At 72.6% G+C, this 22,907-nt stretch carries 22 protein-coding genes; 8 read left to right on the top strand and 14 right to left on the bottom strand.

Annotated elements, in window-relative coordinates; genetic code table 11:
- Positions 1 to 18 precede the first annotated feature (18 nt).
- The 9 genes from SOM08_RS19950 to SOM08_RS19910 form a co-directional block, all read right to left on the bottom strand.
- Positions 19 to 2,040 carry an ATP-binding protein gene (locus SOM08_RS19950; RefSeq protein ID WP_322469581.1) on the bottom strand — a complete coding sequence of 674 codons (2,022 nt, stop codon included), beginning with the start codon at positions 2,038 to 2,040 and terminating at the stop codon, positions 19 to 21.
- Between the two features lie 103 nt (positions 2,041 to 2,143).
- The gene (locus SOM08_RS19945; RefSeq protein WP_116960308.1) at positions 2,144 to 3,823 is read right to left on the bottom strand and encodes a SulP family inorganic anion transporter; all 1,680 of its coding nucleotides are present in this window, start codon (positions 3,821 to 3,823) and stop codon (positions 2,144 to 2,146) included.
- An 87-nt stretch (positions 3,824 to 3,910) separates the two neighbouring features.
- A complete protein-coding gene (locus SOM08_RS19940) occupies positions 3,911 to 5,356 on the bottom strand; it encodes an NAD-dependent succinate-semialdehyde dehydrogenase (protein ID WP_116960309.1) in 1,446 nt (481 codons plus the stop codon).
- Entirely contained in the window at positions 5,353 to 6,111 is a 759-nt protein-coding gene (locus tag SOM08_RS19935; RefSeq protein WP_070399375.1) for an SDR family oxidoreductase, read from the bottom strand. The genes SOM08_RS19940 and SOM08_RS19935 overlap by 4 nt, the downstream gene beginning before the upstream one ends.
- A gap of 9 nt (positions 6,112 to 6,120) precedes the next feature.
- On the bottom strand, positions 6,121 to 7,077 hold the full coding sequence (locus tag SOM08_RS19930) for a PDR/VanB family oxidoreductase (RefSeq protein ID WP_322469580.1): 957 nt from the start codon (positions 7,075 to 7,077) through the stop codon (positions 6,121 to 6,123).
- A complete protein-coding gene (locus tag SOM08_RS19925; protein WP_116960311.1) occupies positions 7,074 to 8,114 on the bottom strand; it encodes an aromatic ring-hydroxylating dioxygenase subunit alpha in 1,041 nt (346 codons plus the stop codon). The genes SOM08_RS19930 and SOM08_RS19925 overlap by 4 nt, the downstream gene beginning before the upstream one ends.
- Positions 8,115 to 8,132: 18 nt before the next feature.
- The gene (locus SOM08_RS19920) at positions 8,133 to 9,653 is read right to left on the bottom strand and encodes a tripartite tricarboxylate transporter permease (protein ID WP_322469579.1); all 1,521 of its coding nucleotides are present in this window, start codon (positions 9,651 to 9,653) and stop codon (positions 8,133 to 8,135) included.
- Positions 9,650 to 10,150 carry a tripartite tricarboxylate transporter TctB family protein gene (locus tag SOM08_RS19915; protein ID WP_116960313.1) on the bottom strand — a complete coding sequence of 167 codons (501 nt, stop codon included), beginning with the start codon at positions 10,148 to 10,150 and terminating at the stop codon, positions 9,650 to 9,652. The genes SOM08_RS19920 and SOM08_RS19915 overlap by 4 nt, the downstream gene beginning before the upstream one ends.
- Positions 10,151 to 10,157: 7 nt before the next feature.
- Positions 10,158 to 11,129 (bottom strand): Bug family tripartite tricarboxylate transporter substrate binding protein, encoded by a 972-nt coding sequence (locus SOM08_RS19910; protein WP_116960314.1) that lies wholly within the window; start codon positions 11,127 to 11,129, stop codon positions 10,158 to 10,160.
- A gap of 126 nt (positions 11,130 to 11,255) precedes the next feature.
- On the opposite strand from SOM08_RS19910, the gene SOM08_RS19905 reads away from it, so the two are divergent.
- Positions 11,256 to 12,173: a LysR substrate-binding domain-containing protein gene (locus SOM08_RS19905; protein ID WP_116960315.1), complete on the top strand. Its 918-nt coding sequence runs from the start codon at positions 11,256 to 11,258 to the stop codon at positions 12,171 to 12,173.
- Here SOM08_RS19905 and SOM08_RS19900 read toward each other — a convergent pair.
- From SOM08_RS19900 to SOM08_RS19890, 3 genes are read right to left on the bottom strand one after another with little or no spacing between them, the layout of a single operon-like run.
- On the bottom strand, positions 12,164 to 13,489 hold the full coding sequence (locus SOM08_RS19900) for a sulfatase (protein WP_116960316.1): 1,326 nt from the start codon (positions 13,487 to 13,489) through the stop codon (positions 12,164 to 12,166). The two genes, SOM08_RS19905 and SOM08_RS19900, sit on opposite strands and share 10 nt — an antisense overlap.
- Before the next feature lie 7 nt (positions 13,490 to 13,496).
- The gene (locus SOM08_RS19895; RefSeq protein ID WP_322469578.1) at positions 13,497 to 14,465 is read right to left on the bottom strand and encodes a tripartite tricarboxylate transporter substrate binding protein; all 969 of its coding nucleotides are present in this window, start codon (positions 14,463 to 14,465) and stop codon (positions 13,497 to 13,499) included.
- A gap of 29 nt (positions 14,466 to 14,494) precedes the next feature.
- Complete coding sequence (locus tag SOM08_RS19890; RefSeq protein WP_116960318.1) at positions 14,495 to 15,457, bottom strand: Bug family tripartite tricarboxylate transporter substrate binding protein; 963 nt, start codon at positions 15,455 to 15,457, stop codon at positions 14,495 to 14,497.
- 113 nt (positions 15,458 to 15,570) lie between these two features.
- Here SOM08_RS19890 and SOM08_RS19885 point away from each other — a divergent pair, with 113 nt between their 5' ends.
- The 5 genes from SOM08_RS19885 to SOM08_RS19865 all read left to right on the top strand — a co-directional run bounded on the left by SOM08_RS19885 (position 15,571) and on the right by SOM08_RS19865 (position 19,192).
- Positions 15,571 to 16,089 (top strand): MarR family winged helix-turn-helix transcriptional regulator, encoded by a 519-nt coding sequence (locus SOM08_RS19885; RefSeq protein ID WP_116960319.1) that lies wholly within the window; start codon positions 15,571 to 15,573, stop codon positions 16,087 to 16,089.
- 76 nt (positions 16,090 to 16,165) lie between these two features.
- Positions 16,166 to 17,227, top strand: coding sequence for an SAM-dependent methyltransferase (locus SOM08_RS19880; protein WP_070399386.1), 1,062 nt, complete (start codon positions 16,166 to 16,168; stop codon positions 17,225 to 17,227).
- A 4-nt stretch (positions 17,228 to 17,231) separates the two neighbouring features.
- The gene (locus SOM08_RS19875) at positions 17,232 to 18,038 is read left to right on the top strand and encodes a DUF1295 domain-containing protein (RefSeq protein WP_116960320.1); all 807 of its coding nucleotides are present in this window, start codon (positions 17,232 to 17,234) and stop codon (positions 18,036 to 18,038) included.
- Positions 18,035 to 18,673, top strand: coding sequence for a DUF6134 family protein (locus SOM08_RS19870; RefSeq protein WP_147326262.1), 639 nt, complete (start codon positions 18,035 to 18,037; stop codon positions 18,671 to 18,673). The genes SOM08_RS19875 and SOM08_RS19870 overlap by 4 nt, the downstream gene beginning before the upstream one ends.
- A 33-nt stretch (positions 18,674 to 18,706) precedes the next feature.
- The gene (locus SOM08_RS19865) at positions 18,707 to 19,192 is read left to right on the top strand and encodes a DUF2177 family protein (protein WP_322469577.1); all 486 of its coding nucleotides are present in this window, start codon (positions 18,707 to 18,709) and stop codon (positions 19,190 to 19,192) included.
- Here the strand turns inward: SOM08_RS19865 and SOM08_RS19860 are convergent.
- Positions 19,155 to 19,841, bottom strand: a complete 687-nt coding sequence (locus SOM08_RS19860; RefSeq protein ID WP_116960323.1) for a ChrR family anti-sigma-E factor — start codon at positions 19,839 to 19,841, stop codon at positions 19,155 to 19,157. The genes SOM08_RS19865 and SOM08_RS19860 overlap by 38 nt on opposite strands.
- A gap of 33 nt (positions 19,842 to 19,874) precedes the next feature.
- The gene (locus SOM08_RS19855; RefSeq protein WP_245981063.1) at positions 19,875 to 20,462 is read right to left on the bottom strand and encodes a sigma-70 family RNA polymerase sigma factor; all 588 of its coding nucleotides are present in this window, start codon (positions 20,460 to 20,462) and stop codon (positions 19,875 to 19,877) included.
- Between the two features lie 207 nt (positions 20,463 to 20,669).
- On the opposite strand from SOM08_RS19855, the gene SOM08_RS19850 reads away from it, so the two are divergent.
- Both SOM08_RS19850 and SOM08_RS19845 read left to right on the top strand, forming a co-directional pair.
- Positions 20,670 to 22,040, top strand: a complete 1,371-nt coding sequence (locus SOM08_RS19850; protein ID WP_116960325.1) for an NAD(P)/FAD-dependent oxidoreductase — start codon at positions 20,670 to 20,672, stop codon at positions 22,038 to 22,040.
- Entirely contained in the window at positions 22,037 to 22,897 is an 861-nt protein-coding gene (locus tag SOM08_RS19845) for a DUF1365 domain-containing protein (protein WP_322469576.1), read from the top strand. The genes SOM08_RS19850 and SOM08_RS19845 overlap by 4 nt, the downstream gene beginning before the upstream one ends.
- The last annotated feature ends 10 nt before the right edge of the window (positions 22,898 to 22,907 follow it).

Raw genomic sequence — 22,907 nt, 5'->3', positions numbered from 1 at the left:
GGGGCCCGGCCGGCGCGCTCAGCCGGGCGTGCAGGGCTGGCGCAGGCGCTGCACCAGCCGGTCGATCGCCGCCAGCAGGTCCTCGCCGGTGTTGGGCTTGTCGATCAGCTCGGTGATGCCGGCGGCCGCGGCCTCGCGGCGCAGCTCGGTGCTGAGGTAGCCCGAGGTGATGGCCATCGCCGCGCCGGGCTGGTGCGCGCGCAGCGCGCGCACCAGCTCCACGCCGTTCATGCCGGGCATGGAGTGGTCCAGGATCGCCAGCTCGTAGTCCACCTCGCCGCTGCGCACCGCGCGCAGGGCCTCGATCGGACTGGTGAAGACGCGCGGCTCGTGCCCCGCGCGGCGCAGCAGGCGTTGCATGAGGTCGGCGATGAGCTCGTCGTCGTCGACATACAGGATGCGCGCGCCGCGCACGGCCGGTGTCGCGCGGCGGTCCTCGGGCGCCGCCGCCGGTTCGCCGCCGTCCACGGGCGCGGCCACCGCGCGGAAGTACAGGTCGAAGCGCGTGCCCTCGCCCGGGCGGCTGCGCACCTGCACCACGGCTTGGTGGTCGCGCAGGATGCCGTGCACCACCGCCAGGCCCAGGCCCGTGCCTTCGCCCGGCGGCTTGGTGGTGAAGAAGGGCTCGAACAGGTGGGCCAGGGTGGCCTCGTCCATGCCCATGCCGTTGTCGCGCACGCTCAGGTGCACGCCGAGCGCGGGCCAGTCCTGCGTGGGGCCCTGCGCCAGCACACCGGCCACCGGCAGAGGCGGCGGGCCGGCGTGCGGCCGCAGCTCGATCTCCAGCCGCCCGCGCGAGCGCTCGGGCATGGCCTGCCAGGCGTTGGTGCAGAGGTTGAGCAGCACCTGCTGCAGTTGCGTCGGGTCGGCCAGCACCGGGGGGGTGTCGGGGTCGCAGCGCACGCTCAGCTCCACGCCCTTGGGGATGGTGGCGCGCAGCAGGCGCACCGATTCGTCCACCACCGCTTGCAGCGGCATCACGCGCCGCTGCAAGGCCTGGCGGCGGCTGAAGGCCAGGATGCGGCGCACCAGGTCCTTGGCGCGCGCGCCGGCCTTGAGGATTTCGCCCACGCTTTCGGCCACGGCGGGCGCTTCGCGGGCGTCGTCCAGCGCCAGGCGCGCGTTGCCCAGGATGGCCGCGAGGATGTTGTTGAAGTCGTGCGCCACGCCACCGGCCAGCGTGCCCAGCGCCTCCAGCTTCTGCGACTCGCGCAGTTGGGCCTCCAGCGCCAGGCGCTGGTCCTCGGCCCGGCGGCGCTCGGTGAGGTCGAAGTCGATGCAGAAGATCTCGACGCCGCGCTCGGGGTGCTCGGTGATGATCTCGCTGCACTGCACCTCCACCGGGGAGCCGTCCTGGCGCAGCAGCCAGTGCACGCCGGTGTTGAGCGTGGCGCGCCCGTCCAGCGTGCGCTGGTGGTTGCGGTCGAAGCTGCCGCGCAGCGCGGGCGGGATCACCAGCTCCAGCATGCTGCGGCCGATGGCCTCGTCGGCGCGGTAGCCGTAGACGTGCTCGGAGCCCTTGTTCCAGTAGCGCACGATCATGTCGGGCCCGTAGGCCTGCACGGCGATGTTGGGGATGCTGTCGAAGATGCGGCGGAAACGGTCGTCGCTGGCCAGGTCGAGCGAGCGCGCCCGCACGCTGTCGGTCACGTCGCTCACCAGCACGGTCCAGTGCACGCGGCCGTCGGGCTGGGGACGCGGCTTGCCCATGCCGCGCAGCCACTTGTGGTGGCCCCGCGCGTCGACGATGCGCCACTCGTGCGCCCAGGGCGTGCCGCGCCGCGTGGCCTCGCGAAAGCCGCTGCGCAGCAGGCGGCGCTGCTCGCGCGGCGCCATGAGCCAGATCACCGCCTCGTGGGCCAGGATGGTGGCGGCGTCCACGCCCCAGAGTTCGGTGCAGCCCTCGCTGATGTACACCAGCGATCCCTGGCCCCGGGCGTCAAAGTCGTAGCGCAGCAGCGCGCCCTGCACGAGCAGGGCGAACGCGTCGAGTTGCGCGAACTCGTCTGGAGTCTCCTGGGAACCGGAACTGAGGTTCAACCGTCTCTCCGCGCGGGCGTGAACACCGGGCTGTTGGGGAATGTACGACCAACAGCCTTTTCGGCGCGACCGCGCCGGTCTTGAGCCGACCGACAGGGTCGCGTCAGTCCCGGGGGGCGGCCTGGGGCTCGGCGGTGGCGCCCTGCGCGATGGCCTGCAGCGCCTCCGCCTCGGTGCGGTACAGGTGCAGGCGCTCGTTCTCGTGCAGGTGCCCGGCGGTGCGCAGCACGCGCTCCACCGGCAGCTTCACGCCCACCAGGTGCAGGTGCACGCGGCGGTCGTCGAGCTGTTCGCGCAGTCGACCGAAGGCCTCGGCACCGGTGGCGTCGATCCAGTTGATGGGGTGCGCGACCAGCATCACGTGCGTGGTATCGGGCTGCTGCTGCAGGTGGTCGGCCACGGCGCGCTCCAGGGCGCTGGCGGTGGCGAAGTCGAGCGCGGCGTCCATGCGCAGCGCGTACAGGCGCGGGGCCAGCGGTGGCAGCTGCCACAGGTGGCGGTCGCGCAGGCTGCCGTCGGGGTGCAGGCCGACCTCGATGATGCGCGGGTGCAGGCGCAGGTAGAGGAACAGCGTCAGCGCCATCACCACGCCGGCCAGCACGCCCCAGTACAGGCGGGGCGCGGCCAGCAGCGTGATGGCGAAGGTGGCGCCGGCGATCAGCGCTTCCACGCGCGACAGGCGCCACAGGTGAACGAAGGCGCGCGGCTTGATCAGGCCCCACACCGGCAGCACCACGATGGCCGCCAGTACCGCCAGCGGCACGTGGTGCAGCAGCGGCATGGCCAGCAGCAGCGCCAGCAGCACCACCGCCACCGAGAACACCGTGGCCCAGGCGGTTTGCGCGCCCGCGTACAGGTTGAGCGCCGAGCGCGAGAACGAGGAACTGGTGGGCATGGCGCCGGTGAGGCCCGAGGCCAGCTTGGCCAGGCCCTGGCCGATGAGGTCCTGGTCCTGGTCCCAGCGCGAGCCGCGCTGGCCGCTGTCCACCTTGGCGCTGCTGGCCGTCTCCAGGAAGCTCACCAGCGTGATCATGAGCGTGGGCAGCACCAGCGCACCCAGGGTCTCCCAGCCCGGCCAGCCGGGCAGGAAGAGGGCGGGCAGGCCCTGCGGCAGCGTGCCGATGACCGGACCGCCCTGGGCCTCGAAGCCCAGCAGCCGGCTCAGGCCCGCGCTGACCAGCACCAGCACCAGCACCGAGGGAAAGCCCGGGCGCAGCCGGCGCGCGCCGACCAGCAGCGCCAGCGCGCCCAGGCCGAAGGCGAAGGCCTGCAGGTGCCAGCCGCGGCCCGCGAGCAGGGCGTCCATGTTGTCGAAGCCGGTGAGCGCGGGCAGCTGCGAGGCGATGATCAGCACCGCCGCCGCCTGGGTGAAGGCCATGAGCACCGGCGAGTTCACCAGGTTGAGCAGCCAGCCGTAGCGCACCAGGCCCAGCAGCACCTGCAGGACGCCCGACAGCAGGGCCAGCCACACCGCGAGCTGCACCCATTCGGCGCTGCCCGGCGTGGCCAGCGGCGCGAGCGAGGAGCCCACCAGCAGGCAGGTGAGCGCCGTGGGCCCCACCGACAGCCGTGGCGAGGCCGAGAACAGCACCGCGATGAGCGCCGGCAGCAGCGCGGCGTAGATGCCGGTGACCAGCGGCATGCCGGCCAGCGCGGCGTAGGCCACGCCCTGCGGCACCACCATCAGGCCGACGGTGAGGCCGGCGAGCGCCTCGTTGCGAAGCAGCGCGCCGTCGGGACGGGGCCACTGCAGGAAGGGCAGGAAACGGTGCAGGCGCGGCATGGGGCGGTCGGTCGACGGGAACGGGAGGCCGGAGCCGGCGATTATCGGCGGCGCGACCGCGCGCCCTCCCGCCGCGCCCGACCGGCCTCAGGCCACGAAGTGCGTGAAGCGCGTGTCCAGGTAGGCCTCCATGCCTTCGATGCCCGACTCGCTGCCGTGGCCGCTGTCCTTCACGCCGCCGAACGGCGCTTCGGGCACGGACACGCCCAGGCCGTTGATCGCCAGGCTGCCCACCTCCAGCCGCTCCGACACCTTCAGGATGGCCTTGGCGCTGTCGGTGAACAGGTAGCCGGCAAGGCCGTAGGCGTTGTCATTGGCCCGGGCGATGGCCTCATCGAGCTGGTCGAAGGGCGCCACGCAGGCCACCGGGCCAAAGGGCTCGTCCTGCATGGCCGGCAAGTCCTGCGGCGCGTCGGCCAGCAGCGTGGGCGCGACGAAGCAGCCGCCCGCCGGCGCCTCGCTCGCGAGGCGGCGCGCGCCGCGCTGCACGCTGCGCTCGATCAGGTCGAGCACGGCCGCGCGTCGGCGCTGGTTGGCCAGCGGCCCCATCTGCGTGCCGGGCGCCAGGCCCGGGCCCAGCACCAGGGCGCGGCTGGCCTGCGCGAAGGCGTCGATGAAGTCGCCATAGAGCCGGCGCGCCACGTAGAAGCGCGTGGGCGCCAGGCAGGCCTGGCCGGCGTTGCGGAACTTGTGCGCCACCATCAGCGGCACCGCGCGCGCGAGGTCCGCGTCTTCGCAGACGATGACCGGCGCGTGACCCCCCAGCTCCAGGGTGATGCGCTTGAGGTGGCGGCCCGCGAGCTGCGCCAGGTGGCGGCCCACGGGCACCGAGCCGGTGAAGCTCAGCTTGCGGATGACCGGCGAGGCGATCAGCGTCTCGGAGACCTCGGCAGGCACGCCATAGACCAGCTGCAGCGCGCCGGGCGGCAGTTCCTCGGCCAGGCAGGCCACCATGGCCGCCACGCTCGCCGGCGTCTCCTCGGCGCCCTTGAGGACGATGGAGCAGCCGGCCGCGAGCGCGCCGCCGAGCTTGCGCGCCGACAGCACCAAGGGGAAGTTCCAGGGCGAGAAGGCCGCGACGGGACCCACCGGCTGCTTGAGCACCGTCATGCGGCTGTCGGGCTGGCGCGCGGGGACCACGCGGCCGTACACGCGCCGCGCTTCCTCGGCGTACCACTGGATGAGGTCGGCGGCCATCAGGCACTCGGCGCGCGCCTCGGCCAGCGGCTTGCCCTGCTCCAGCGTGAGCAGCGTGGCGATGTGTTCGCAGCGCTCGCGCAGCCGCGCCACGCCGCGCGCCAGGCGCTCGCCGCGCTGGTGGGCCGGCACGCGGCGCCAGAGCTCGAAACCCTCGGCGCTGGCCCGCAGGGTGTCCTGCAGGTCCTTCGCGCTGGCCAGCGCGAGCTCGTCGAGGGTCTGGCCATCGGCCGGATTGACGATGGTCTGGCGGCGTTCGCCGCCGCCGCGGCGCCACGCGCCGGCGATCAGCAGCTCGGGACAGCGGTAGGCGTGGTGGTGCTGGGGAGCGCTCATATGTTGCGCCCCCCGTCCACGTCCAGGCAGACGCCGGTGAGGTAGGCGGCCTCGTCGGAGGCCAGGAAGGCCACGGCCGAGGCCACGTCGCCGGGGCGCGTGAAGCGGCCCAGGGGAATGCGCGCCAGGAAGCGCTCGCGGTTCTGCGGCGTGTCCTCGGCGCCCATGAAGTCGCCCAGCATCGCGGTCTCGCCGATCATGGGGTTGACCGCGTTGACGCGCACGCCCGAGCGCGCGAACTCCAGCGCCAGGCCCTTGGTGAGGTTGATCATCGCGGCCTTGCTGCCGCTGTACCAGGTGAGCCCGGGGCCGGGCCGCACACCGGTGGTGGAGGCCACGTTGACGATGGTGCCGCCGCCCTGCGACACGAAGCCCGGCAGCACCGCGTGGGCCGACCAGAACAGGCTCTTGAGGTTGACGCGGTAGACGCGGTCGAACTCTTCCTCGCTCACGTCCAGCGCGGGCTTGTTGCGGTGCGTGGTGCCGGCGTTGTTCACCATGATGTGCAGCCCGCCCAGGGTGTCGCGGGTGCGCGCCACCATGCCGCGGAAGGCCTGCTCGCTGGCGACGTCGCAGGCCGTGGCGCCGGCGCGGCCGCCGGCGGCGCGGATCTCCTCGGCCACCCGTTCGGCACCATCGAGGTTGAGGTCGGCGATCATCACCGCGGCGCCGCGCTGGCTGAGCAGGCGCGCGATGGACGCACCGAAGCCTGAAGCGCCACCCGTGACGATGGCGACTTTGTCGTTGAGTTGCATGGATTTCCTCTAGATGTCGAGCACCAGCCGGTCGCCGGCGCATCGCGAAACACAAACCAGCATCCGCCGCTGGGCCGCGCGCTCCTCGGGCGAGAGCACGCTGTCCAGGTGCAGGGCCTCGCCTTCGAGCAGGGGCGCCTCGCAGGTGCCGCACAGGCCCTCGCGGCAGGCGAAGGGGTGCTCCACGCCCAGCCGCTCCAGGGCGTCGAGCACGCTTTCGTTCGGGGCCACCGTGGTTTGCAGCCCGCTGCGCGACAGCCGCAGGGCGAAGCCGCGGCGTTCGTCGCCGCCCTCGACGTCGCTGGCCTTGAAGCGCTCCATGCGCACCGAGCCCGCGGGCCAGTGCGCGCTGGCGCGCGCCAGCGCGTCGAGCATGGGCGCGGGGCCGCAGGCGTAGAGGCCGTCCCAGCGCGCGTCGGCGAGCAGCGGCGCGGCGTCGATCGGTCCGCCCTGTTCGTCGTCGAAGTGGGTGCGCAGGCGCGGGCCCGCCAGGGCCTTGAGTTCGTCGAGGTAGGCCAGGCGCGAGGCGCTGCGCGCGCAGGCGAGCAGTTCCCAGTCCAGGCCCTGCGCCGCGCAGTGCCGCGCCATGGCGACGATGGGCGTGACGCCGATGCCGCCGGCCACCAGCAGCACGCGGCGGTGCGCCGGGTCCATGGCGAACAGGTTGCGCGGGGCGCTCACACGCAGCGCCTGCCCGGTGCGCAGCTGGTCGTGGATCCACGAGGAGCCGCCGCGGCTGTGGGCGTCTCGGCCCACCGCCACCAGGTAGTTGGGCTGGCGCTCGGCGCCCTGCGCGTTGACCAGCGAGTACTGGCGCGTCAGCCCGTTGGGCAGCGCCAGGTCGATGTGCGCGCCCGGCGCTGCGCCGGGCAGGGCCGCGCCGCCGCGGTGGCTGAGCTCGATCGCGAGCACGTCGCGGGCGAGCGGGCGCACCGCGCTGACCACGACCTCGGTGCCGCCGTTCATGCCTGCGAGCCCGCTTCGGCTTTCACCAGTCGATCGATCAGCCAGCGCGCCTGGTTCAGGCCGGCGTCGGCGGCGATCGGCACCAGCGGCCGGTCCGGCGCCTGGCGCATGACCTTCTGCTGCGCCTCGATCATGGCGCGGTCTTCCTCGAAGGCCACCACCACGTCGCGGTAGATCTGCTCGGTCATGGCGTCGTTGTCGAGCTCGAAGTTGCGCGCCTGGCAGAACCAGTAGTGGCTGGTGTGTTCGGTCTCGGGGGTCTGGATCGAGGTGTGGCGGAACTGCAAGGCCTCGGGCACGCGCGTGCCCTGCGGCGCGCCGCTGCCCGCGGGCGCGGAGCCGGCGTCCATGCGCAGCACGGCCGGCGGCGTCCACTGGTAGATCTGCCAGCGGTCGACCTTGCCCTCGAACCGGGCCACGCGCTTGTGCAGGTTGGGCATCTCGTCGTCGAGGTACCAGCGCGTGATGGTGAGGCTGCCGTTGCCCGCGGTGTCGCGTTCGATGCGCGGTTTGAGGTCGGCCGCGCTGCTGGTGCCCAGCGTGGTGGGGTGTACCCAGGCCAGGTGGGTGAAGTCCAGCAGGTTGTCCACGATCAGCCGGTAGTCGGCCTGGTAGTGGATGTAGCCGGGCTTCATGCGCCACTCGGGCGAGTCGTGCCAGAAGCAGTCGACGATGTCCTCCGCCTTGGCCAGGGCCGGGTCGCCCATCCAGATCCACACCAGGCGGTTGCGCTCCACCACGGGGTAGCTGCGCACGCAGGTCTTGGGCGGGATCTGGGCCTGGCCCGGGATCTCCACGCAGGCGCCCGAGGGGTCGAACTTCAGCCCGTGGTACAGGCAGCGCACGCAGTCGCCTTCCTTGCGGCCCAGGTGCAGCGGGGCGGCGCGGTGGCAGCAGCGGTTCTCCAGGGCCACGGCGCGGCCCTGGCTGTCGCGGTACAGCAGCACGGGCTCGTTGAGCAGGGTGCGTTCGAACAGGCCCTCGGGGGGCACTTCGATGTCCCAGGCGGCGACGTACCAGGCGTTGCGGATGAACATGTCTCGCTCCAAAACGTTTTACGAAGAGGCTTGCTCGCGCGTCTCGCGCGCTCGCCGGTGCAGCCGCAGACCGCGCACCAGGGGCTGAAGAACGGCCAGCGCGCAGGCGGCCAGCAGCGCGGCGGCGATCGGTCGCGTGAAGAAAATGGACCAGGACCCGGAGGAGACGCTGAGCGACTGGCGCAGCGTCGACTCCAGGATGTCGCCCAGCACCAGGCCCAGCACCAGCGGGATCACCGGCAGGCGGCCCAGGGCGCAGGCCCAGCCGAGCACGCCCGCGCCGAGCGCGACCCACACGCCGTACATGGAGCTGCTGGTGGAGTAGGCGCCGGTGAAGCACAGGGCCAGGATCGCCGCGCCCAGCCAGCGCGGGTCGAGCCGGCTGAGCCGCGCGAACGGCCGCGCCAGCACCAGCAGCAGGAGCAGGGTGGCGATGTTGATCGACACCAGCGCGGCGAAGATGCCGTAGACCAGCTCGGGTTGGTCGGCGAACAGCGTGGGGCCCGGCACGATGCCGTGCACGATGAACACGCCCATGATGATGGCGGTGATGGCGTCGCCGGGAATGCCCAGGGTGAGCACGGTCAGCATGGCGCCGCCGCTGTTGGCGTTGTTGGCGGTCTCGGCGGCGACGATGCCCTCGGGGTTGCCCTGGCCGAAGCTCTCGGGCTGTTTCGCGGCGCGGCGCGCAGCGAAGTACGACATGGTGGTCGACAGCGCCGAGCCCACGCCGGGCAGGATGCCGATGGCCGTGCCGATGCCCAGCGAACGCAGCAGGGTGCGCGGGTAGCGCAGCGGCTCCAGGAAATGCTCCAGCCGCGGCTTGCCGAAGGCGGCCATGGGCTCCGCCGTGCGCTCGCCGGGCGGACTGGACAGCAGCACCAGGGCCTGCGCCACGCCGAACAGGCCGATCACCACCGGCACCAGGGGCAGGCCGGTCTGCAGCGCGGTGAGTCCGAAGGTGAAGCGCTGCTCGTTGGAGGTGGGGTCGATGCCGACCGTGCCGATGAGCAGGCCCAGGCCGATCATCATCACCGCCCCGCCGATCTGGCGCTCATAGGCGCGGGCGATGAAGATCATGGCCAGCAGCGCGGCCATGAAGTTCTCGGCCGCGCCGAAGCGGCTGGTGAACTGCGAGACCGGCGCGGCGACGAAGGCCAGCACCAGCGCGCTCACGATGCCGCCGACGAAGGCCGAGGCGAAGGCCAGCGACAGCGCGCGCTCGGCCTCGCCGCGCTCGGCCATGGGCGCGCCGTCGAACATGGTCATGATGGACGAGGCCTCGCCCGGCGTGCGGATCAGGATGGAGGTGACCGCGCCGCCGTAGTACGCGCCGACGTAGATGCCCAGCAGCAGCGTGATGCCGGCCAGCGGGTTCATGCCATAGGTCAGCGGCAGCATCACCGCGATGGCCACGCCCGGGCCGATGCCGGGCAGCACGCCGATCACCACGCCGGTGAGGGCGCCCACGGCCACGGCCAGCAGCACGGCCGGGTGGGCCAGCCCCGCAAAGCCCATGAAGGGTTCGAACCAGCTCATGCCAGCCACCCTGTGATCCAGGGTTCGACCCAGGGCTCGGGGAACCAGACGTGGAACAGCTCGACGAAGACCAGCTGCAGCACCGTGGCCGCGATCACGGCGAACAGCGCCGAGGCGCGCCAGGGCAGGCCGGCGCCGCGGCAGGCGGCGAGCAGGAACAGCGCCACGCCCGGGGCGAAGCCCAGCAGCAGCACGGCGGGCACCAGCAGCACGAAGAGCGCGAGCCCGGCCAGCGCCACGCCGAGGCGGCCTTCACCGGTCTCCACTTCCTCGTCGCCCAGGGCCGCGTCGCCGCGCTGGCGCAGGCGCAGCAGGTGGGCCAGCGCGCCGAGCAGGATCAGCCCGGCCGCCAGCAGCGGAAAGGCGCCAGCGGATTCGTACCAGTGCGCGGCCAGCTCCGTGCCGTTCACCAGCGCCGGCAGGTTCAGGGCGATGGCCCCGGCCATGAGGCCCAGGACCACCGAAAGGGATCGCGCCACGGCGCCCGGCAGGCTCATTGCGCGCTCACTTCTTCACCAGGCCCAGCGATTCCATGACCGGGCGCAGCCAGGCCGCGTCCTGCTGCATCAGCGCGCTGGTCTGCTCGGGCGAGAGGTGCTCGAACAGCGTGCCCGACTTCTCGGCGTAGGCCTTCACCAGGGGGTCTTGCAGCGCGGCGTCGAGCGCCTTGGCCAGCGTCTGGATGATCTCGGGCGGTGTGCCCTTGGGCGCGAACAGGCCGGTCCAGATCGACACGTCGAAGCCATAGCCCAGCTCCTTGGCGGTCGGCACTTCGGGGAAGGCGGGCAGGCGCTTGGGCGTCATGGCCACCAGCACGCGCGCGTTGCCGGCCTTGACCTGTCCCATGATGTTGATCGACTCGACCGTCACCACGTCGGCGTCGCCCGCATTGAGCTGGGTGTAGCCCGGCGAGGGGTAGGAGACCAGCTTGGGCTTCCAGCCGTCGATGCCGGACATGCGCACCACGCTTTGCGTGGGCACGGCGCCCGGACCGAAGTTGCCCAAGATCACTTCCTTGCCCTTGGCGTGCGCGGCCAGCTCCTTCATGGTCTTGAAGGGCGCGTCGGCCTTGGCGGCCACCACGAAGGGCAGCACGTTGTAGATGCCGATGGGCGCCATGTCGGTCATGGCGTAGGGCGCGTTGCCGGCGATCACCTGCGAGACGGCCGGTCCGATGTTGATCGAGCCCAGGGTGTAGCCGTCGGGCGCGGCCTTCACGAACTCGGCGGTGCCGATGACCGCCTGGCCGCCCGGCTTGTTGATCACCTGCACCGGCACGCGCAGCTGCTTGCTCAGGGCCTGCGAGACGGTGCGCATGCCGACGTCGGCCGAGGTGCCGGCGGGCCAGGGCACCACCACCTCGATGGGCTTGCTGGGGTACTTGGCCTGCGCGTGCGCCAGGCCGGCGATGAGCAGGCCGGTGGCCGCGGCGAGGGTGGTGCGCAGCAGAAAGCGGCGCCGCTGGAGGAAGCTCATGTTGTCTCCTGTCGTTCGTGTGGGGAGAGGGTGGGGGCGATGCTAGGGAGGGTTCGTGATCGGCACCAAATCGCTTTTGCCGACCTATGATCCGCAAACCCGATCTCCGTAGAAACCCTGGACCCCATGAAACTGCAGACCCTGCAAGCGCTGATCGGCATCGAGGAGCTGGGCAGCATTCGCGCCGCCGCCGCGCGCATGCACATGTCGCAGCCCGCGCTCACGGCGGCGATCCAGCAGCTCGAGGCGGAACTGCAGGCGCCCTTGCTGGCGCGCAGCAAGCAGGGGGTGAGCTTCACGCGCTTCGGCCAGGCGTTCATGCGGCACGCGCACCTCATCGTGTCGGAGAGCCAGCACGCGCAGGAAGAGATCGCGCAGATGCGCGGGCTGTGGGAGGGGCAGGTGCGCTTCTCCACCTCGCCGGCGATCGCGCTGGCGGTGCTGCCCCAGGCCCTGGCCAGCTTCTCGGCCAAGTACCCCGGCGTGGTGCTGTCGGTGCGCGACGGCCTGTACCCCGGCGTCACGCCCGCGCTGCGCGAGGGCACGCTGGACTTCGCGATCACGCCCGCGCATCGGCAGGAGGTGCAGAGCGACATCGTGGCCGAGCCGCTCTACCAGAGCGACATCGTGATCGTCGCGCAGCGCGAGCATCCGCTGGCGCAGGCCACCAGCGTGGCCGAGCTGCGCGACTGCCAGTGGGTGCTGTCGAGCGCGCCGGGCGGACCGGGGGCGGTCATCGACGAGGTGTTCGCGCGCGCTGGCCTGGGCGAGCCGCGGCTGGGCATGGTGTGCGAGTCCTTCCTCGCCCTGCCGGGCGTGGTGACGCATTCGCGCATGCTCTCGACCATGCCGCGCACCCTGTTCGAGATGAACGCCTTTCGCGAGTCGCTGTGCATCGTGCCGGTGCGCGAGGCCATGCCCAGCCCGACGATCTGCGTGCTGCGCCGCCACGACCTGCCGCTGACGCCGGCCGCGCGCGAGCTGATCGGCTGGATCCAGCACGTGGCGCTGGCCGGCCGGCGCGCGCCGGCCGATCAGCGCTGAGGCATGTCCTTGTAGGAGTAGCCCAGGCTCACCGTCGCGTCCTCGGGGATCGGCGGCATGCTGGCGTTCCAGGCCTCCCAGCGTTCGCGCATGGCGGCCAGGCGGTCGGGCTCGCGCGGCGCCAGGTTGGCGCGCTCGCGCGCGTCCTGGGCGATGTTGAAGAGGTAGTCGTTGCCGTCCACGCGCAGGTACTTCCAGTCGCCTTCGCGCAGCGCGCGCTGGCCGCGGTGGTTCATGCGCCAGTGCATGGGGCGCTCGATGCGCGCGCCGGCGTCGCGCCACACGGGCAGCAGCGACACGCCGTCGGGCGCGCAGGCGGCGTCGGGCGCCACGCCAGCGGCGTCCAGCAGGGTGCGCGAGAAGTCCATGCTCATGCCGTGCTGCGCGGTGCTGCCGCCGGCCGGCACCTGCGCGGGCCAGTGCACGATCCAGGGCACGCGGATGCCGCCCTCGGTGAGGTCCATCTTGCCGCCCACCAGGGGCCAGTTGTCCGAGAAGCGCTCGCCGCCGTTGTCGCTGGTGAAGACGACGATGGTGTTCTCGGCCAGGCCGTGCCGCTTGAGCGCGTCCATGATCCAGCCGATGCCTTCGTCCATGTGGTGGATCATGCGGCGGTAGCTCTCCACGTTGCCACCGTGCAGGTGGAACAGGTTCTTCGCCAGCTCGGGCGCGATGTGGGCGTCGTCGCGCGTTTCCCAGGGCCAGTGCGGCGCGGTGTAGTGCAGGCTCAGCATGAAGGGCGTGCCGCCCTGGGCGCCTTCGGCCATGCGGTCGACGTAGTCCACGGCGCGCCGGCTCAGCAGGTCGGTGAGGTAGCCCTCCTCGGCCTTTTCCTCTTCGCCGAACCACAGGTCGTGGTCGCCGGTGCTGGCGCAGTGGGTGAAGTAGTCCACGCCGCCGGCCATGGGACCAAAGAATTCCTCGTAGCCCGAGCGCAGCGGCCCGAAGGCCGGCGGGTAGCCCAGGTGCCACTTGCCAATCAGCGCCGTGCGGTAGCCCGCGCCGCGCAGCAGCGAGGGCAGGGTGGGGTGCTCGGGCGGCAGGCCCAGGGTCTGGCTCTTGCGCGCCTTGCTGTTGATGGGCTCTTCGGCCGCGCCACGCAGCCGGTACTGGTAGCGCATGGTCATCAGCGCGAAGCGCGTGGGCGAGCACACCGGCGAGTTGGAATAGCCCTCGGTGAACTTCAGGCCACCGGCGGCCAGCGCGTCGATGTTCGGTGAGACGCGGCCGAAGCCGGCTTCGCGGCCGCCGTAGCAGCCGAGGTCGGCGTAGCCGAGGTCGTCGCAGACGATGTAGATGATGTTGGGGCGGTTCATGTCGTGATCATTCCACTTTCATGCCGGTGGCCTTCACGATCGCGCCGTAGCGCGCGTTCAGGTCGGCCAGGCGCTGGCTGGCGGCGGCGCCGGTGAGGCCTTCGTAGAACAGGTCCAGGCCGTTCATGCGGGCCTTGACGTCGGGGCGTTGCAGCGTCTCGGCGATGGCCTTGCCGATCTGCTGCACCAGGGCGTCGGGCGTGGCGGCGGGGGCCATCACCACGTAGAGCACCTCCTGCTCCAGGCCTTTGAAGCCGAGCTCGCCCACGGTGGGGATCTCGGGCGCGAGCGCCGAGCGCTGGCGGCTGGTGACGGCCAGGGCGGTGATCTTGCCGGCCTTCACGTGCGGCAGCATGCCCGGCGTGGCCAGCGCGCCGCCGTCCACCTCGCCCGCGAGCACGGCGGTGACGGCTGGCGTGTTGCCGCGGTAGGGAACGTGGGTGAGCCGGTGCCGGGTGGCCTCGGCGAACACCTCCACCGCCAGGTGGCCCGGGCTGCCGCTGCCGGCCGAGCTGAAGTTGAAGTGCTTCGACCGGCTCTGCTCCACCAGCTGGGGCAGGGTCTTCAGGCCGGTGGAAGGGTGCACGCCGATCAGCAGGCCCGAGGAGGCCATGACGATCACGGGCTTGAGGTCCGCGGCCTTGAAGCCCTGGTTGGGGTAGAGGTGCGGATTGATGGTGAAGGTGGTGTCGATGCCGAACAGCAGGGTGTTGCCGTCGGGCGCGGCCTTGGCGGCGTCGGCCGCGCCGATGTTGCCGGCCGCGCCGGGCTTGTTGTCCACCACGAAGTTCTGCTTGAACCGCTCGTGCAGCCCCTGGGAGACCGAGCGCGCCAGGATGTCCGCCGGGCCGCCCGCGGGGAAGTTGGTGACGAAGCGCACGGTCTGGGCGGGCCAGGCCGTCTGGGCGTGCAGGGCGGGGGTGGCGAGGGCGGCGGCGAGGGCGAGGCCCAACAGCGCGCGGCGGCGAACGGTCATGAAAAAACTCCTTCGGACAAGGCGGGTGCTCAGTCGAGCTGGATGCCGGTGGCCTTGATCGGGGCCTCCCAGCGCTTGAGGTCGGCCGCCTGCGCGGCGGCCAGTTCGGCGGGCGTGGAGCCCACGGCGTCGTAGCCCAGGCCGAGCAGGCGCTCGCGCAGGGCGGGCGTCTTCACCGCGGCGGCCACGGCCTTGGACAGGCGGTCGCGCGCGGCGGGGTTCATGTTCGCGGGGCCGTACATGGCGAACCAGGCGGTGGCCACCATGTCGATGCCGCTTTCCTTGAGCGTGGGCACCTCGGGCACCTGCGGGTCGCGCTGCGCGCCGGTCACGGCCAGGATGCGCACCTTGTTCGTGCGGTGCAGCTCGGCGGTTTCGGAGACGACGTCGAACTTGTAGTCGATGTGGCCGCCCAGCAGCGCGGTGTTGGCCGGGCCGCCGCCCTGGAAGGGCACGTGGTTGAGCTTGGCGCCCACCTGCTGCTCGAACAGCACGCCCATGAAGTGCGGCAGCGTGCCCAGGCCGGGCGTGCCGTAGGAGGCCACGCCCGGCTGCGCCTTGGCGGCCTGCACCATCTCGCCCACGGTCTTGGCCTTGCTGGCGGGGCCGGCCACCACGCCGAACTGGAAGTTGGCGATCAGCGAGACCGGGCTGAAGTCCTTCACCGCGTCGTAGTCCAGCTTCTTGTAGACGTGCGGGAACAGCACCATGGGGCCACTGGGCAGCACGATCACGGTGTGGCCGTCGGGCTCGGCGCGCTTGACGAGGTTGAGCGCGATGCGCCCGCCCGCGCCGGGCTTGTTCTCCACCACGATGGGCGCGTACTGGTCGCGCAGGTGCTCGCCGAGCAGGCGGGCCAGGGTGTCGGCCGAACCCCCGGGCGGAAAGCCCACCACGATCTTCAGCGGGGTCTTGTCCTGCGCGAAGGCGCCGCCGCCCAGGGCGAGGGCGGCGAGCAGGCTGGCGTGGATCAGGCGGCGGCTGAAGCTCATGGTGTGTCTCCGGTGGTGGTGGTGGTCGGCGTGCGGGTGGTCCCGCTTGGAGCCGGCCATGCTAGGGATTCACAATCGATTGCAGAAATCAACCGTTCTACGGGTTTACCCTGATGTCCTCCACCCCTCCCGGGAGCGACCGGCTGCTGCACCCCGAGCGCCAGGCCGACTTCCTGCTTTACCGCCTGTACCGCATCCACATCACGGCCGGGCGCACGGTGGTGCGGATGTGCGAGGAGCGGCACGGCATGACGCGGCGCGAGTGGCGCGTGCTGTCCTTCCTGGCCGAGAACGAGGGCGTGCTGTCCTCGGCGCTGGCCGAGCGGGCCATGCTGGACCGGGCGCGCACCTCGCGCACCCTGACCTCGCTGGCGGGCAAGGGGCTGATCGAGCGCCGGCCCAAGCCGCACGACCGGCGCGAGGTGCAGATCTTCCTGAGCGAGGCGGGGCGCCGGGTGCACGACGACATCTTCCCGCGCATCGCGGCCATCAACCACGCGCTGGTGCGGGGCCTGTCGCCCGAGCAGCGGCGGGCGCTGGACGCCATGGTGGCGCACGTGCAGGCCCTGGCCGACGGCATGCTGGCGGGCGAGGCGCCGCTGGCGCGCGACAACCCGGACGACGACCTCTGAGGCGGCGCTCCCCCCGGCTGATCCACGGCGCGTTCTCCCGCGTACAAGGGCCATTCGCCACTTTATGGGGGCCCGCATGGCGCTCGATCTGTCTTCCGTGGCCCTGCAATGGGCCGAACGTGGCTGGCTGCCCGAGCCGGCCCTGCGCCTGGGCATCCGGCGCCTGCTGCGCGAGCGGCTGGACGAAACCCGCCACCAGGACCCCGAGGGCGCCGCCGCGCTGACGCAGGCCTTCCTGGCCTCGCTGCGGGCCGCGCCCCTGGCGCTGCACACCGACAAGGCGAACGAGCAGCACTACGAGTTGCCGCCCGCCCTGTTCGAGGCCATGCTGGGCCCGCAGCGCAAGTACAGCTGCTGCTGGTGGCCCGAGGGCGTGTCCTCGCTGGAAGCCGCCGAGGAGGCGGCGCTGGCCGAGACGGCCGCGCGCGCCGGCCTGGCCGACGGCCAGCGCATCCTGGAGCTGGGTTGCGGCTGGGGCTCGCTCAGCCTGTGGATGGCGGCGCACTACCCGAACGCCAGCATCCTGGCGGTGTCGAACTCGGCCTCTCAGCGCGCCTTCATCGAGGCCCAGGCGCGCGCGCGCGGGCTGGGCAACCTGCGGGTGCTCACCTGCGACTTCAACGCCTTCGGCGAGGACGGCGCGCACGACGGCCAGTTCGACCGTGTGGTGTCGGTCGAAATGTTCGAGCACCTGCGCAACTGGCCTCAGGCCTTCGCCAAGGTGGCGCGCTGGCTGCGCGACGACGGCCGCTTCTTCATGCACGTCTTCGTCCACCGCGAAGCGCCATACGCCTTCGAGGCCCGCGACGCCAGCGACTGGATGAGCCGCCACTTTTTCTCGGGCGGCATGATGCCCAGCGACGACCTCGCCCTGCTGTGCCAGGACGACCTGGCCCTGCTGGAGCGCTGGCGCTGGGACGGGCGCCACTACGCGCGCACCGCGGCGGCCTGGCTGGAGCGGCTGGACGCCCATCGGGAGGCCCTGCGGCCGGTGTTCGAGTCGGTCTACGGCGCGCGCCAGGCGCCGATGTGGTGGCAGCGCTGGCGGCTGTTCCTGCTGTCGGTGGAAGAGCTGTTCGGCTACGACCAGGGGCAGCAGTGGTGGGTGAGCCACTACCTGTTCGCGCCGCGGCGCTGAGCCCATGGAAGGCCACCACGCGCTGCTCGCTGCCGCGGCCGCGGGTCTGTTGACCGCCGTCGCGATCGCGCTGCCCACCTGGCTGGCGAGCCTGGTGCTGCGCGACGCCAGCGTCGCCGACCGCGTCTGGCCGGCCTTCGTCGCGGCGCCCGCCCTGGTCTATGCCTGGCGGCTCGGCGCCGACGCGCGGGCCCTGGTCATGCTGTTCATCGCGCTCGCCTGGGCCCTGCGCCTGGGCGTGTTCATCACCTGGCGCAACTGGGGCCACGGCGAAGACCGCCGCTACCGCGACATGCGCGAGCGCCACGGGCCCGGCTTCGCGCTCAAGAGCCTGTACCTGGTGTTCTTGCTGCAGGCGCTGCTGGGCTGGGTGGTCGGCTGGCCCCTGCTGGAGGCCATGGGGCGCGCTGGCGCGGCCTGGGGCCCGTGGGACTGGGCGGGCGCGGCGCTCGCCCTGGGTGGCCTGCTGATGGAAACCGTGGCCGACGCCCAGCTGGCGCGCTTTCGCCGCGAGCCCGCGAACCGCGGCCAGGTGATGGACCGGGGCCTGTGGCGTTGCTCGCGCCACCCCAACTACTTCGGCGAGGCCTGCGTGTGGTGGGGCCTGGGCCTGATGGCGCTGGGGGCGGGCGGCGCGGCCGGCGCCTGGTGCCTGGTCTCTCCCCTGATGATGACGGTGCTGCTGCTGCGGGTGTCGGGTGTGACCCTGCTGGAAAAGGACATCGGCGAGCGCCGCCCCGCCTACCGCGACTACGTGGCGCGCACCAGCGCCTTCTTCCCTTGGCCGCCCCGGCGCGGAGGCGCGCGGTGAGGGCCTGGGGCGGGTGGGCGCTGGCCTGGCTGCTGGCGGGGGCCGCGGCGGCGCCCGCGCGGGCCGAGGTCTGGGCCTTCGAGGTGCGGCTGGACGGCCGGCCGATCGGCTCGCACCGCTTCGAGCTGAGCGGACCGCCCGAGGCGCGCGAGGTGCAGAGCGTGGCGCGCATGGACGTCACCCTGCTGGGGGTGCCGCTGTACCGCTACCGCCACGAGGCGCGCGAGCGCTGGCGTGGCGATTGCCTGGACGGGGTCAGCGCGCGCACCAACGACGGCGGCGAGGCCAGCCAGGTCGAGTGGCCCGACGACACGGCCGGCGCGGGCGGGCCGGTGCGGCCCGCCTGCCTCATGAGCTACGCCTACTGGAACGCCGCGCTGACGCGCCAGACGCAGCTGCTCAACCCGCAGACCGGCCAGCTCGACGCGGTGCGTTTCGAGCGCTTGGCCGATGCGCCGCTGGCGGTGAACGGGCGCGAGGTGCCGGCCGTGCGCTGGCGGCTCATCGCCACCGCGCCCGCGCCCGCCGCGACGCGCCAGACGCTGACGCTGTGGCTGGAGCGCTCCAGCGGCCGCTGGATCGGCCTCGACGCCCTGGTCCGGGGCGATCGGCTGCTGAGCTACCGATTGCCCTGAAGCCTGTTCATTCATTGCTTGGCGGAGACCCCCATGCCACACACGACTTCGCACGCCCCGGCCGCGACGGTCTCGAGCGGTGCCGCGCCGGCCTGGCGCTGGCCGCTGGCCTATGCGCTCACCGCGCTGGTGTTCCTCGCGCTGGACGCGGTCTGGCTGAGCAGCATGCACACCGCTCTGTACCAGCCCGCCATCGGCCACCTGTTGTCCGGCACCGTGGACTGGACGGCCGCCGGCCTGTTCTATGCCTTGTACATCACCGGCCTGCTGGTGTTTGCCGTGGCGCCCGCGCTGACGTCGGGCCGCTGGGGGGTGGCGCTCGGCCGCGGGGCGCTGTTCGGCCTCCTGGCCTACGCGACCTACGACCTCACCAACCAGGCCACGCTGCGCGACTGGCCCTGGCGCGTGACGCTGGCGGACCTCGCCTGGGGCGCCTTCATCAGCGGCACGGCCTCGGGCCTGGTCGCCCGGTTCACCCTGGCTACATGCCGACGAGCCCGCCCAGCCAACGGGCGATGAACCCGTCGAAGGCCAGCCGGCCGTCGACCGAGGCGAGGCAGATGCACTCGCCGCCGTCCTGCACCACCGGCTGGTGGTGGACATCGGCATCGGCGAGGTCGAAGTCGCCCGGGCCGAACAGGGCGCGCCCGTCGTGGAAGTGGCCGTAGAGGATCTGCGTCAGCTCGGTGCCGCGGTGGGTGTGGCGGGGCAGGTACTTGCCGGCGCCGATGCGCAGCAGGAAGACGTTGGCCTCGGGCGCGTCGGGCACGTTCACGCGGCTCCAGCGCATGCCCGGCCCCAGCCAGCGCCAGCGGGTGGCGCTGCAATCGGCCAGGGCGCGTGGCCACACGGCGCCCAGGGGCAGCGGGGGCGGCGCGCTGGGCTGGCGCGGCGCCCGCTCGCCCAGCGTGGGAACGGGCGGCTGCGGCTCGATGCGCGCGATGCGCTCGAGGGCGCGCGCCAGCGCGTCTTCCCGCAGCGGCGCGGGCGGCTGCTCATCCAGCAGCACCCCGCCCAGGGCGCGCAGCGCCGCCACGCGCTGGCGGCAGGCGGCGCAGAGTTCCAGGTGGGTGGCCACCACCAGCCGCGCCCCGATCGGCAGGCCGACCGCGGCATACGACAGCAGCAGCTCGTCGCTGGGGTGGTGGTGAATCTCGGGGGCGTCCATGGTCGGGTTCGGCAAAGGAATCGTTTGGGGGCCTCAGGCGTCGAGCAGCTTGCGCAACTGGGCCACGGCCAGCCGGATGCGCGACTTGACCGTGCCCAGCGGCAGGCCGAGTTCGGTCGCGATGCGCGCGTGTGGCTCGTCTTCGTAATAGGACAGGCGCAGCACCTGCGCCTGCTCGGCGGGCAGCCGCTCCAGCGCCTCGCGCACGCGCTGGGCCAGCCGCTGCGCGTCGGTCTGCTCGGCCAGCCCGGGGCCGTCGGCCGGGAGCTGGTCGAACTCGAAGCATTCGTCGCCTGCCAGGTCCAGCCGCTGCCGGCGCGAGGCGTCCACGCGCAGGTGGCGCGCGATGGTGAACACCCAGGTCGACACCGCGGCCTGCGCCGGGTCGAACAGCGCGGCCTTGCGCCAGACCATGGCCAGGGCTTCCTGGGCCAGGTCCTCGGCGGCGTCGTCGCTGCTGCCGGTGCGCATCAGGTAGCTCTTCACGCGGGGGGCGAAATGCTGGAACAGGCGGGCGAAGGCCTGTGGGTCCCGGTGTTCGGCGATGCGGCGCAACTGCGCCGGCCAGTCCTCGGACGGGTCGGGCGCGGCGCGGTCGGCGTGGAGCGGAACGATGGTCAAGTGCGGCGTCCTCGGCGGGCTCGGCGGGGTCCCGCCCGGGGGGTTGACCCAGGGGGTGGAGGAGTCGTCGCGTCGCGGTTGGCCCATGGCCCTTCTACGCGGCGCGCGGGGGATTGGATCATCGCCCAGTCCGGGACGGCACGGCGGGGAATCCAAAACCGCCCGGCCTGCGTACAAGCAGGGCCTCACCGACCGAAAGCCGCCCCCATGAGCCGATCCCCCGACCTCGATACGCCACCGCGCACCCGGACCGGCGGCGATCGCCTGCGCATCGCCGTCGTCGGCGGCGGCATCGCCGGCCTGTCCTGTGCCTGGCTGCTGTCGCGCCGCCACGCCGTCGAGCTGTTCGAGGCCGAGCCGCGCAGCGGCGGCCACAGCCACACGGTGGACGCGCCCTGCGGCGCGCGGCAGGTGCCGGTGGACACCGGCTTCATCGTCTACAACGAGCCCGCCTACCCCAACCTCACGGCGCTCTTTCGCCACCTGCGGGTGCCGACCCGCGCCTCGGACATGTCGTTCGCGGTGAGCCTGGACCGGGGCGGCCTGGAGTACGCCGGCACCGACCTTGGCGGCCTGTTCGCGCAGCGCGCCAACCTGCTGCGCCCGCGCTTCTGGCGCATGCTGGCCGAGCTCTGGCGCTTCTACCGCGAGGCCCCGCGCGACGCGGCGGCCTGCGGTGGGCTGTCGCTGGACGCCTACCTGGACGCCCGCGGCTACGGCCGCGCCCTGCGCGACGACCACCTCTACCCCATGGGCGCGGCGATCTGGTCCTGTTCCGCCGAGCGCATCGGCCAGTACCCGGTCGCCGCTTTCGTGCGCTTCTGCGAGAACCACGGCCTGCTCCAGGTGTCGGGCCGGCCGGTCTGGCGCACCGTCGACGGCGGCAGCCGCGAGTACGTGCGCCGCCTGGTGAGCGACTTCGACGGCCACCTCCACCACGAGGCGCCGGTGACCGCGCTCGAGCGCGGGCCCGCGGGCGTGCGGCTGCGCCTGCGCGACGGCGGCTGGACGCCGGCCTTCGACCAGGTGGTGCTGGCGACCCACGCGGACCAGTCGCTGCGCCTGCTGGCCGAGCCGACGCAGGCCGAGCGCCGCCTGCTGGGCGCCTTCGGCTACACGCGCAACCTCGCGGTGCTGCACAGCGACCCCGCCCTGATGCCGCGCCGCCGCGCGGTCTGGTCGAGCTGGAACTACCTGGCCGAGCGCGGCGCCCAGGCCACGCCGACGGTGACGTACTGGATGAACCGGCTGCAGCCTCACCTGCCCCAGGGGCGGGAGGCGCCGCCGCTGTTCGTCTCCCTCAACCCGGCGGCCGCGCCGCGGCGCGAGCACCTGATCCGCACCGAGGTCTACGAACACCCGAGCTTCGACGCCGCGGCCATCGCGGCGCAGCGCGAGCTCTGGTCGCTGCAGGGCGAGCGGAATACCTGGTTCTGCGGGGCCTACTTCGGCTCGGGCTTTCACGAAGATGGCCTGCAGGCCGGGCTCGCGGTGGCCGAGGCGCTGGGCGGCGTGCGCCGGCCCTGGACCGTGGAGGGCGAGTCCGCGCGCATCCACCTGCCCGGGGCCTTGGCGTGACGACGCCGCGGCCGGCGCCAGCGCCCACCACCGCCGCCGCGCCGGCCCCGGCGTGGCGCTCGGCGCTGTACGACGGGCGGGTGGTACACCAGCGGCCAGGGCCGGTGCGCCACCGCCTGGCGTACCGCATGTTCTCGCTGCTGCTCGATATCGATGAGCTGGCGTCGCTGCACGCGCGCCTGCGCTGGTTTTCCGTCGGGCGGTTCAACCTGTTCAGCCTGTGGCCCTCGGACCATGGCGATGGCAGCGCCCACGACGCCGCGGGTCTGCGCGTCCAGCTGGACGCGCGCCTGCGCGAGGCCGGCCTGCCGGTGGGTGGCGCCATTCGCCTGCTGGCCCTGCCGCGCCTGCTCGGTTATGCCTTCAACCCGCTGAGCGTGTGGTTCTGCGATGCGCCGGACGGCCGGCTGCAGGCCATCGTCTACGAGGTCAACAACACCTTCGGCGAACGCCACAGCTACCTGATCGAGGTGCCCGAGGCGCAGCGCGGTGCGCGCCTGATCGAGCAAGGCTGCGACAAGCGCCTGTTCGTGTCGCCGTTCCTGGACATGGACCTGGCGTACCGCTTCCGCATCGAGCCACCGGGCGAGCGCCTGTCCATTGGCGTCGACGTGCACCGCCGCGACGGCGGCGCCGCCGTGCTGCACGCGCGGCTGGACGCCCGGCGCCGGCCGCTCAGCGATGGCGCGCTGTGGCGCACCTTCTTCGCCTACCCGCTGCTGACGCTCAAGGTGATCGTCGGCATCCATTGGGAAGCGCTGCACCTGTGGCGCAAGGGCGCGCGGCTGCGGCCGCGCCCGGCCCCACCGGCCCAGGCCATGAGCGTCGTGCGCTCCGGCGATTCCTCTTCCTCCTGACGCGAGCACC

It is taken from the genome of Hydrogenophaga sp. SNF1 (assembly GCF_034421675.1).
GTDB classification, from domain to species: domain Bacteria; phylum Pseudomonadota; class Gammaproteobacteria; order Burkholderiales; family Burkholderiaceae_C; genus Hydrogenophaga; species Hydrogenophaga borbori.
This window is presented reverse-complemented; position numbering and strand designations above follow the sequence as displayed.